We start from the raw sequence: 10,830 nt of genomic DNA, 5'->3' as shown, positions 1-10,830 counted from the left end.
TATTAGATTAAAATTATTAAACTAAGAGTTATAATTTTAGCAACTAAAAGCTGTAAATTGCACCATATAAACAGTTATTTCAAGCAAAAGTTATGCCATTAAGAGCTATGCAACAAACATTTATATTTGTGGGTAATAGTAAGCAGCCGCTAACAAGCAGCGGGATGACGGTTGTCGTTTAGCCATAAACATTAAGAAATTTACCAAACGAAAAAAAAGGCAAAAGAAGCCCCGTGGTTGGCTAATTACTTACATTATACTTTCAAGTATGGCGTTTTTTTATTCTAAACGCTTAATAACCGCGATTCAGCTGCTTTTAAACCGCAACTAATCTAAATTATAAACGTTAAGAAATTTACTAAACAGAAAAAAAGGCAAAAGAAACCCTAAGGTAGCTAATTATTCACTATCCATTTTTTAAGTTGGCGTTTTTTAATGTTTTAAATGCTTTATAAGCGTATTTCAGCTTGTGTAGGTAAAAACCCAGAAATTTGATAAAGACATAGAGTGCACATAGTGCAAAAAATTAAACATGAGACGCCAGATACGTGAGTTTTTTTGTCATTTAATCTGTACAGAGAAGATAAATAAATAGCTTCACTATCATGATAAGAGGACTGGCGGAGTTTGTCAAGGAAGTTTTTCGTTTCTATTGTAATGACAGTTATGGCCTGTGCAAGAAATCTGTTGATTTACAGCAGGTTTTTTGTTACAGTTCATAGTTATGCAAAGAAACTTAAAGCCTCATGAGTTTATTTACAGCCAGTGATTTACATAATTTGGAGCTGTATAGCTGAGTATTGTATATGATAATATTAATAACAAACGATGATGGCTTTGGAAGTGAAGGAATAAAATTACTCAAAGAGATTGCACGGAATTTTGCGTCAGAAATATGGATAGTGGCACCAGATACTGATAGAAGCGGAGCTGCAAGATCTCTTGATTATCCAGTGAAACAATCTATTGGAATAAAACAACATAGTGAAAGGGAATTTAGTGTGTCTGGTACTCCTGCAGATTGTGTCATTATTGCGCTAAATAAAGTTATGAATAAAAAACCAGACTTAATATTGTCCGGAGTAAATATTGGATCAAATGTCGGGGACGATATTTGTTATTCAGGAACAATTGGTGCTGTAATGGAAGGTGCTGCAAGGTCTATACCTTCTATTGCGCTAAGCCAAGTTTATCATGATAAAATAGACTGGCACAATACAAAGGTTTTTGCACCAAAGGTTATTGCCAAGCTAGTTAAGGTTGGTTGGCCTAAAAACATAGTGATGAGTGTAAATTTTCCTGCTACGGAAAAAGTAAAAGGAGTAGAATTTGCTGAACAAGGTGAATATAACATTGATGGGGATTTAACTTTTACTGAAAATTCGAATGGCTCTTTTAGCTTAAATTGGTCTCGAGAGCACTCAGGCAGTGGTAGTGTAAATAAAATAAAAGAAGGATTTATTACTATCACACCAGTAAAATTAGATTTTACAGATTATGATACATTGAATGCTATGAAAAATTCTTGTGCAGACGAATTTTCTTCTATAGCTGACTGAAAAAAACATTTGCATTGCTCCTAACTAGATGTTTTCTATTGTGTGATCGCGAGCAATTATTTTTTCTTCACCTGTATCCATGTTTTTAATCTTTAAAGTTTTACTACTCAATTCTTCATCGCCAAAAATTAAAGCAGCTTTAGCATTTGCTTGATTTGCTTTTTTCATTCGGGTTCTGAGCGTTCCGCTATATTCATAGATTACATATAAACCATTTCTGCGCAATTCATTTGCAAGTGTTAAAGCATGTTTTTCAGCCTCTCTACCGATTGGAATTAGGTAAATAGGTCGCTCTTCTTTCGGAGAATAATTGATTAACTCCATTATGCGCTCAATACCCCCTGCAAATCCTATTGCTGGAGTGTGTTTTCCACCTACTGAAGATACTAAATTATCGTATCTTCCACCGGCAAAAACTGCCCCTTGTGCACCTAAATCTTCTGTGACAAACTCAAACACTGTGTGGCAATAATAATCCAAACCTCGAACTAGTTTATTGTTTACGGTATAAGGTATATCAAGAATTGTTAATCCATTTAGTATTTGTTCAAAGAAATCTGAGGACTCTTTCGTATAATAATTGCTGATTTTAGGTGCACCAGAGATTATTAATCTATCTTTCTCATCCTTAGAATCTAGTATTCTGAGTGGATTTTTGATCAACCTATTTTTGCTATCTTCTGATAGATCATTTTGGTACTTTGTAAAGTATAAGATCAAAGCTTCTCTATATTTAGTTATTGTTTCACCATCACCTAAAGAGTTGATTTCCAGCTTTACATTTTTATTGATGCCAAATTTAGTTAGTAAGTGCTGAGCGAGTGATATCAATTCAATATCAGCTTTTGGATCTTCTATGCCAAAAACCTCAAAATTTATCTGATGAAATTGCCTTTGTCGTCCCTTTTGTGGTCTTTCGTAACGAAATGCAGGCCCTGTTGAGAATAATTTGATCGGTGTTTGCAGTTTTTTTTCGATTAATAGTCTAACAATCGCTGCGGTGAACTCAGGACGTAAAGTTATGCTCTTTCCCCCTTTATCATTGAAGCTATACATCTCTTTAGTGATGATATCTGAGCTATCACCTAAGGTTTTTGTAAAAACCTCCGTGTACTCAAATATTGGAGTTTGGGCGGGCAAAAAGCCGTATAGATTTGAGATTCTATTTGCTGTTTGCTGAATGTATTTAAACTTATACCACTCATCAAATAGAAGGTCTTTCGTTCCTCTAACTGTTTGATTAGTCATAGTGTGGTCTCTATACCTGCAACCTCTGGTATGTGGTAGCTCAGCATATTCTGCACTCCTTGCTTTAAAGTAATTGCAGCACTTGGGCATCCAGAGCAAGCTCCTTGTAATTCAACATAAACTATCCCGTCTTTATAGCCACGAAATTTGATATCGCCACCATCTTGAGCAACTGCAGGTTTGATATAACTTTCCATCAATTCTTTTATTCTATTTACAATTTCTATATCACTTTCATCAAAAAATTCCTCATTTGGTATGTTATTATCATTCACTCCTTCTTTATCTAGCGCTTTTCCACCTGAAGTAAAGTGATCCATAATTGTAGTTAAAATTTCCACTTTTAATATATCCCAATTAATTCCATCCAATTTTGTTACTGAAATAAAATCATGACCAAAAAATACTCTCACTACATGTTCTGTTTGAAAAAGATTTGCTGCTAACTTGGAGTTTTTTATTTCATCTGCATTTGAAAAATCAGCCGTTTCTCCTTCGTTTAGAATTGCAAATCCAGGGAGAAATTTTAGTGTATTTGGATTTGGTGTTTCTTCAATCTGGATGAACATGTTATTTACCATGACGATTATAATTGTTACTATTTAATCATAAAATGATAAAAAAATATACATGTCATTCATCTTTTTTCTTTTTTTAGTATTCATAGTAATTACATTTGTCTTGCCTAGCGTTGTTGTATTTTTTCTTTTCCTGACAAAAAAAAATAACATAAGTTTCATGATGAACTCTATATTGAGTAAGTTTTTGAACGAATTTAATAGCAGTAGAAGTTGTACTGAAAATTACACTGGTGATAACATGTCCAAAGATGAAGCATTAAAGATACTGGGGCTGAATCCTGAGGCAAGTCAAAATGAAATTAATAAAGCATATCAAAATTTAATGAAGTTAGTTCATCCAGATAAAGGAGGCTCAGAATATTTTGCACAAAAGCTAAATGCGGCACGTGATAGGTTGCTGAAGAATTAGTAACCTGATTTCAATTTTAACCATTGTAAATTTTACTTGTGCGTACTAAATTATGTGATATAAAGCCGGGGACGTTGTCTTTTAGGAGGTATTTGATGAGCAAACAGATTGAAGTCTTTATAGATGAATTATTTGTTGCTATAGAAGAGCATAATCTTCGGAAAGCTAAAGAATGTATTGAAGTTGCAAGGTATATAGCTGTAGAAGGCGAGGTTTTTAATAGTGAAAAATACGATATGAAACCTATAAGTTTTGCTGTTAAAAAAAATAGCTTAAAGATATTGCGGCTTTTGGTTAACGATGGTGCTGATGTTAATGCTGCTAGTGATGTAAGTTTGAGAACTGCCTTGCACGTTGCTGCTAAGTATGGCAGAGAAGAAGCAGGACAATTTCTACTTGGTCGTCTTGCTGATGTCGATTTGCGAGATGCAAGAGGTAAGACATCTTTGTACTTAGCGTCTTTCCATTGTCGATTAGGGATGGTAAGACTTCTCATCAAGAATAATGCTAATGCTGATATAAGAGATGTAGATGGCAACGCGGCATTAGATGTTGTTGGAGATGATCCAGAAGTTATGTGTAATAACCATATAAGACGAAAAATAGTATCTATGTTGAGAGGTGATGTTGGCATTTGATTATAAAGCAATATTGCCCACTAGAAATCTTAAGGTAGCGTTAGAAGCTATCGATACCACAGATGTGGCAAGCAGTGCAGTAAAACCTTCTTCTTTTATTAATAGTATATTTAATTGGGTGGGAGCTTCAATTACTGCTGCATTTGGCCAAAGCATTCCTGCTTTACTTCCTGCTCAGCAGCCTGTTGCTAATTCGGCTAGAAGCCCATCTGGTTCTTCGCAAGTTGATTTTTATGGAACAGCTCTGCTAGCTATTGTAGCAGTAAACAGGCTCTTTGGAATAAAATTTCTGAGGCCCATGAATAATTCGTTTTTAACATTGGAGCAAATTAAAGAAAGAAAGGTTAGTGCTATAGAAAGAAATGTCAAAATGGCAATTAGTGAGTTTGAAGAGCTTTATCAGTGCCCTGGAAGTTCGCTAAGTCACATAACAATATCTAAAGGTGTGCATCAAAAGTTCTTTTAAGTTATAGTCAAAATAAGCATTCAAGCTTGAGTGTTTATTTTTCTATCCCTTATTTCCTTTCTTATCTTAAAACATATTACCTCTTATTAAGTGCCAAAACATTTGAATAAGGAGACTCGGAATATTTTGCACAAAAGTTAAACGCGGCACGTGATAGGTTGCTGAAGAATTAGTAGCCTGATTTCAATTTTAACCATTGAAAATTTTTTTGTTTCTTCTGTAAATTTCACTTGTGTATACTAAATTATATGATATAAAGCCGAAAATGTTATCCTTTAGGAGGTATTTGATGCAAAAAATAATTAAGGGCTTGAGAGATAAATTATTTGCTGCTATAGACATGGGTAAATTTCAGGAAGTTGAAGAATGTATTAAAGAGGCAGAGAGTAGAGGTATAAAAGACCAGATTATTAATAGTGAAAAACACACTATTAACCCTATACATTATGCTGTTTACAATGGTGATTTAAAAATAATACGGTTTTTGCTTAACAATGATGCTAATGTTAATGCTATTAGTACTACATATTTTACTACTCCCTTGCACATTGCTGTTACTAGTGACAAACTAGAAATAGCACAATTTCTACTTGATAGTGGTGCTAACATCAATGCTACAAATTATGAAGGTTTTACACCTTTGTGCTTAGCATCTTTCTATTGTCGGCAAACTATAGTAGAACTTCTACTCTGCAACAATGCTGATACTAGTATTAAAGATGTGAATGGCAAAACAGCATTAGATGTTGTTGGAAATTATAGAGGAAATATATGTGATAGCGATACAAGACAAAAAATAACAGCTATATTGAATGGTACCGCTCTAGTTGATTGTAAAGCAATGTTAGATTTTATTAGATCAGCGTTAGAAGCTATCGATACCACAGATGTGGTAAATAGTGCAGTAAAACCTTCTTCTTTTATTAATAGTATGTTTAATTGGGTAGGAGCTTCAACTACTGCTGTATTTGGCCAAAGCACTCCTGCTTTACCTTCTGCACAGCAGCCTGTTACTCATTCGGCTGGAAGCTCAATCAGTTCTTCACAAGTTAATGTTAATGGAACGGCTCTGCTGGCTGATATAGTAATAAGAAGGTTCACGGGAGAAAAATATTCGAAGCCAATAGATGATTCGCTTTTGACATTGGAGCAAATTAAAGAAAGAAAGGTTAGTGCTATAGAAAGAAATGTCAAGATGGCAATTAGTGAGTTCGAAGAGCTTTATCAATGCCCTGGAAGTTCACTAAGCAACACAACAATATCTAAAGGTGTGCATCAAAAGTTCTTTTAAGTTATAGTCAAAATCTATCCCTTAAGTTTAAACTTTTTATTGCTCGTTGGGGATAAGCTGCTACAATAAAATGAGTTAAAGATAGCAATATTCAAAAAGCTTTAAGTTATGCAGGAAGATAACAAGAAAGAAACAATAAAAGAAGAAAAAGGCATATTAGGATGGATAGAATATAGACTGCCTATATTTTCTTTTCTAAGACACACTGCTTCTTACAAAGTGCCAAAAAACTTAAATTATGCTTGGAACTTCGGCTCTTTGGCTGGTATAGCGCTAATTTTACAAATAATAACAGGTATATTTCTTGCTATGCACTACACTCCGCATGTTGATTATGCGTTTAATAGTGTAGAGCGCATAATGCGGGATGTGAATTACGGGTGGTTAATACGCTACACTCACGCTGTTGGAGCATCACTTTTCTTTATGGTGGTTTATATTCATATAATGCGTGGATTATATTACGGATCTTACAAGAGACCACGAGAGATGGTGTGGTTTGTTGGTATATTTATATTTTTTGCAATGATGGCAACTGCCTTTATGGGATATGTATTGCCTTGGGGACAAATGAGTTTCTGGGGTGCAACAGTTATAACCAACTTATTTTCTGCTATACCTTTAATTGGCAATAAAATAGTTATATGGTTATGGGGTGGTTTTTCAGTGGATAACCCAACACTTAACCGTTTTTTCGCTCTGCATTATCTTCTGCCTTTTGTTATTATTGCTTTAGCTATGCTTCATGTGATAGCTCTGCATAGGTTTGGCTCTGGTAACCCAAGTGGAGTGGAGGTAAAATCAGATAAGGATACCATCCCTCTCTATCCTTATTATATAGTCAAGGATTGCATAACTTTTGGTCTGTTTTTTGTAGTTTTGTTCGCATTTGTTTTCTATGCTCCCAATTATCTTGGGCATCCAGACAATTATATAGAAGCTGATTCTATGGTCACTCCGGTACATATAGTGCCAGAGTGGTATTTTTTACCTTTTTATGCAATGCTACGTTCAATTCCAGATAAACTTACTGGTGTGCTTACCATGTTTGCGTCTATTTTAGTGTGGTTTTTGTTACCTTGGCTTGATAAATCAAAAGTTAAAAGTGGTGCTTATCGCCCGGTATTCAAGAAATTTTTTTGGGTTTTTGCAATAAATTTTGCACTTCTTGCCTGGCTTGGAGGACAAGAGGTAAAAGAGCCTTACATCACTATGAGTAGGCTGTCCACTCTTTATTATTTTGCATACTTTGTAATAATTTTACCACTGCTTAGTAAGTATGAAAAGCCAAAAGAACCACCAAAAACCTTAAGTGATTCTGTGCCGGAGATGAAGTAATGTCAACTCAAAGCAGATCTCTTACAAAATTCTCTGTCATCCCAGAACTTTCTTCTTTCACCCCAGGACCCTCTTCTTTTACCCCAGGGCCCTCTTCTGTCATCCCAGTGCTTGACACTGGGATCCAGAAGAAAAATAAATGGATTCCAGCATCATGTACACAACTGTATGAACGTTGTATACAACACACAGTGTCATTCCACTATCTTCCGTTGTCATCCCAGTGCTTGACACTGGGATCCAGATATAAAAATACTTACAAATCATGCAATGGACAACAGATTCTAGGAGTGCACGATAACCATAATGTCAGTGATGAAATAAGCTGGATTCCAGTGTCAGCTACTTGCATGACATCAATTCGAAATTTACTAAAACAGTGGTTATGCATGGGATCTAATGTATTTGCAATCTTCTGCATGTTATTTCTATCTAGTCTTATATCTGCAGAAGAATTCAAGCCATCACCAAATAAAAAAATGGACTGGAAATGTGATGGAATTACTGGGTCTTTCGATAGAGAGTCAATTCAACGTGGCTACAAGGTATATAAGGAAGTCTGTGCTGCTTGTCATTCAATGAATAGAGTAGCGTTTCGTAATTTGCAAGATGTTGGTTTTTCTGAAGAAGATGTAAAACAGATTGCAGCTTCTTATCAAGTTAAAGATGGTCCGAATGATTTGGGTGAAATGTTTGACAGACCTGGAATACCTTCGGATTATTTTATTGCACCTTTTGATACAAAAGAAGCAGCTGCAGCAAGCAATAATGGTGCTGTTCCACCAGACTTATCGTTAATTATTAAAGCAAGGCATGATGGTGCAAATTATGTCTATTCACTGTTAACAGGCTATCAAAACGGCGAACACGATGAAAATGATTTACATTTTAATTCGTATTTTCCAACAGGCAGATTAGCTATGGCGCCACCACTTTCTGAAGGAATGGTGGAATATGATGGTGCAAGACAAGCCACAGTTGAAAATATGGCATATGACGTGGTAAATTTTTTACAATGGGCAGGAGAGCCAGAATTAGAGCGCAGGCATAAACTCGGATTAAAAGTAGTGGCGTATTTTATAATTTTAACAGTGTTTTTTGTATTAACTAACAATAGAATTTGGAGCAAGCTCTATAAAAAGAAAGAATAGAATTTCTTACATCCATTTACATTCACTTTCATACCTTATTTACACTAGCAAGTGTATTATACAATAATAAACACATTATGAAAATATAATAGGTAGAACTCATGGAATTTCAAATCACTACACATTTTCAACCAGCTGGGGATCAACCACAGGCAATCGATAGCTTAATTGCAGGGCTAAATAGCAATAAAAGAGATCAGGTTTTGCTTGGAGTTACTGGTTCTGGGAAAACTTTTACTATGGCAAATGTTATTGCAAGGACAAACAGGCCTGCATTAATTATGGCACACAATAAAACTTTAGCAGCACAGCTTTATGAGGAAATGAAAGGATTGTTTCCTCATAATGCTGTTGAATACTTCATTTCTTATTATGATTATTATCAGCCAGAAGCCTATTTACCACAAACTGATACTTATATCGAAAAAGATTCTGCAATCAACGAAAGAATTGAGATGCTGCGTTATTCCACCGTCTGCTCCCTTTTGGAGCGCAGAGATACGATCGTAGTTGCCAGTGTTTCCTGCATATACGGTCTTGGTTCGCCTGAGAGCTACCGCAGCATGATCATATCGCTTAGTGTTGGAAATAAAATTCGTATTAATGATTTCCTGAGCAACTTAACTGATCTCCAATACAAGCGCTCTGATGCCAGGTTTGAGAGAGGATATTTCAGAGTGCGCGGCGATATTATTGATATATTTCCTTCCCATTATGAAAATAAAGCTTGGCGTTTATCGTTATTTGGCGATGAAGTAGAAGAAATTTTTGAAATTGATGCTATAACGGGCAATGTTACTAAAGACGTAAATAAAATCACCATTTTTCCAAACAGCTATTACATAACCCCGCGTGAGGTTTTGTTGCAGGCAGTTGAACTAGTCAAAAAAGAGCTGCATGAACGCTTGGATTATTACTACTCGCAAAATAAGATTGTTGAAGCAAAGCGCCTCGAGCAACGCACTAATTTTGATATCGAAATGATGAGAACAATAGGAATATGTAAAGGTATTGAAAATTATTCGCGTTATCTCTATGGAATGGAAGCTGGGGATCCACCGCCTACTTTGTTTGAATATTTACCCAAAGACGTAATTTTATTTGTTGATGAGAGTCATGTCACCGTTCCTCAGGTTGGTGCGATGTACAGTGGTAATGAGGCGCGTAAAAAGAAATTGATTGACTATGGCTTCAGGCTCCCTTCCGCTTTTGATAATCGTCCATTAAAATTTGAAGAATGGGAGGAAGTTAGGCCGCAGACTATTTACATTTCAGCCACCCCCGGAAAGTATGAGTTGGCAAAGACCAATAATGTATTTATAGAGCAAGTTATCCGTCCAACAGGGCTTACGGACCCAATCTGCATTGTAAAACCAATAGAGAGTCAAATTGATGATGTAATTCATGAGGCACAAGTGACGATCAGGAAGGGATTTTGTGTTTTAATCACTACATTGACGAAAAAAATGGCTGAAAATTTAGCTGAATATATGAGTGAATTGAATATGAGAGTGAGTTATTTGCATTCTGATATTGGTGCGCTGGAGAGAATAGAAATTATATGTAAATTAAGATCTAAAGAAATCGATGTTTTAGTAGGTGTTAACTTGCTGAGGGAAGGTCTTGATATTCCAGAATGTGGGTTGGTTGCAATTTTGGATGCTGATAAAGAAGGATTTTTACGATCAGAAACTTCATTAATTCAAACGATCGGTCGTGCTGCACGTAATGCTGAAGGCAGAGTAATTTTATATGCAGATAAAATCACTGGTTCTTTAGATCGTGCATTAAGAGAGACCGAAAGAAGAAGAAAAAAACAAGAAGAACATAATATATTGCACAATATTATCCCGCAGACTATAATAAAACCTATATCAAACACCTTACAGGAGAGGGCAATAGCAGAACCGAAAGTAAATACTAATAAGGATGATTTGAGAAAGCAAATGATAGAGCATGCTGAAAATTTAGAGTTTGAAGAAGCAGCAAGAATAAAAAAATTATTGTAAGGTTAAGTAATATATGATGCTATGGGCATAGCATGAAAGTGTAAACAACCTGCTATTCTCCTTCTTACTTTAACTCATCTTTTTGGGCCTTTTGACAATATTTTAGAACTGAAGAAGGAAAGGTGTATTTTTTTATTGAC

At 35.3% G+C, this 10,830-nt stretch carries 10 protein-coding genes; 8 read left to right on the top strand and 2 right to left on the bottom strand.

The features are described from left to right. Positions 1-806: 806 nt before the first annotated feature. A complete protein-coding gene (gene surE / locus AABM58_RS01530) occupies positions 807-1,559 on the top strand; it encodes a 5'/3'-nucleotidase SurE (protein WP_265025776.1) in 753 nt (250 codons plus the stop codon). Positions 1,560-1,583: 24 nt separating this feature from the next. Here surE and hisS read toward each other — a convergent pair whose 3' ends face one another. Both hisS and AABM58_RS01520 read right to left on the bottom strand, forming a co-directional pair. Then, complete coding sequence (gene hisS, locus AABM58_RS01525) at positions 1,584-2,807, bottom strand: histidine--tRNA ligase (protein ID WP_338406106.1); 1,224 nt, start codon at positions 2,805-2,807, stop codon at positions 1,584-1,586. Next, positions 2,804-3,376, bottom strand: coding sequence for a NifU family protein (locus AABM58_RS01520; RefSeq protein ID WP_338406874.1), 573 nt, complete (start codon positions 3,374-3,376; stop codon positions 2,804-2,806). The genes hisS and AABM58_RS01520 overlap by 4 nt, the downstream gene beginning before the upstream one ends. Before the next feature lie 169 nt (positions 3,377-3,545). On the opposite strand from AABM58_RS01520, the gene AABM58_RS01515 reads away from it, so the two are divergent. The 7 genes from AABM58_RS01515 to uvrB all read left to right on the top strand — a co-directional run bounded on the left by AABM58_RS01515 (position 3,546) and on the right by uvrB (position 10,690). After that, positions 3,546-3,797, top strand: a complete 252-nt coding sequence (locus tag AABM58_RS01515) for a J domain-containing protein (protein ID WP_338406105.1) — start codon at positions 3,546-3,548, stop codon at positions 3,795-3,797. A 95-nt stretch (positions 3,798-3,892) separates the two neighbouring features. Next, complete coding sequence (locus AABM58_RS01510) at positions 3,893-4,435, top strand: ankyrin repeat domain-containing protein (RefSeq protein ID WP_338406104.1); 543 nt, start codon at positions 3,893-3,895, stop codon at positions 4,433-4,435. Next, entirely contained in the window at positions 4,422-4,901 is a 480-nt protein-coding gene (locus AABM58_RS01505) for a hypothetical protein (protein ID WP_338406103.1), read from the top strand. The genes AABM58_RS01510 and AABM58_RS01505 overlap by 14 nt, the downstream gene beginning before the upstream one ends. 289 nt (positions 4,902-5,190) lie before the next feature. Then, complete coding sequence (locus AABM58_RS01500) at positions 5,191-6,192, top strand: ankyrin repeat domain-containing protein (RefSeq protein WP_338406102.1); 1,002 nt, start codon at positions 5,191-5,193, stop codon at positions 6,190-6,192. 108 nt (positions 6,193-6,300) lie between these two features. After that, positions 6,301-7,530 carry a cytochrome b gene (locus tag AABM58_RS01495; RefSeq protein WP_338406101.1) on the top strand — a complete coding sequence of 410 codons (1,230 nt, stop codon included), beginning with the start codon at positions 6,301-6,303 and terminating at the stop codon, positions 7,528-7,530. 389 nt (positions 7,531-7,919) lie between these two features. Beyond that, positions 7,920-8,681 (top strand): cytochrome c1, encoded by a 762-nt coding sequence (locus AABM58_RS01490; RefSeq protein WP_338406873.1) that lies wholly within the window; start codon positions 7,920-7,922, stop codon positions 8,679-8,681. Positions 8,682-8,782: 101 nt separating this feature from the next. Beyond that, a complete protein-coding gene (gene uvrB, locus AABM58_RS01485; protein ID WP_338406100.1) occupies positions 8,783-10,690 on the top strand; it encodes an excinuclease ABC subunit UvrB in 1,908 nt (635 codons plus the stop codon). The last annotated feature ends 140 nt before the right edge of the window (positions 10,691-10,830 follow it).

Source organism: Wolbachia endosymbiont (group A) of Longitarsus flavicornis, assembly GCF_963931955.1.
In the GTDB taxonomy this organism is placed as follows: Bacteria; Pseudomonadota; Alphaproteobacteria; order Rickettsiales; family Anaplasmataceae; genus Wolbachia.
The sequence above is the reverse complement of the archived record's forward strand: the minus strand, read 5'-3'. Positions and strand labels throughout refer to the sequence as shown.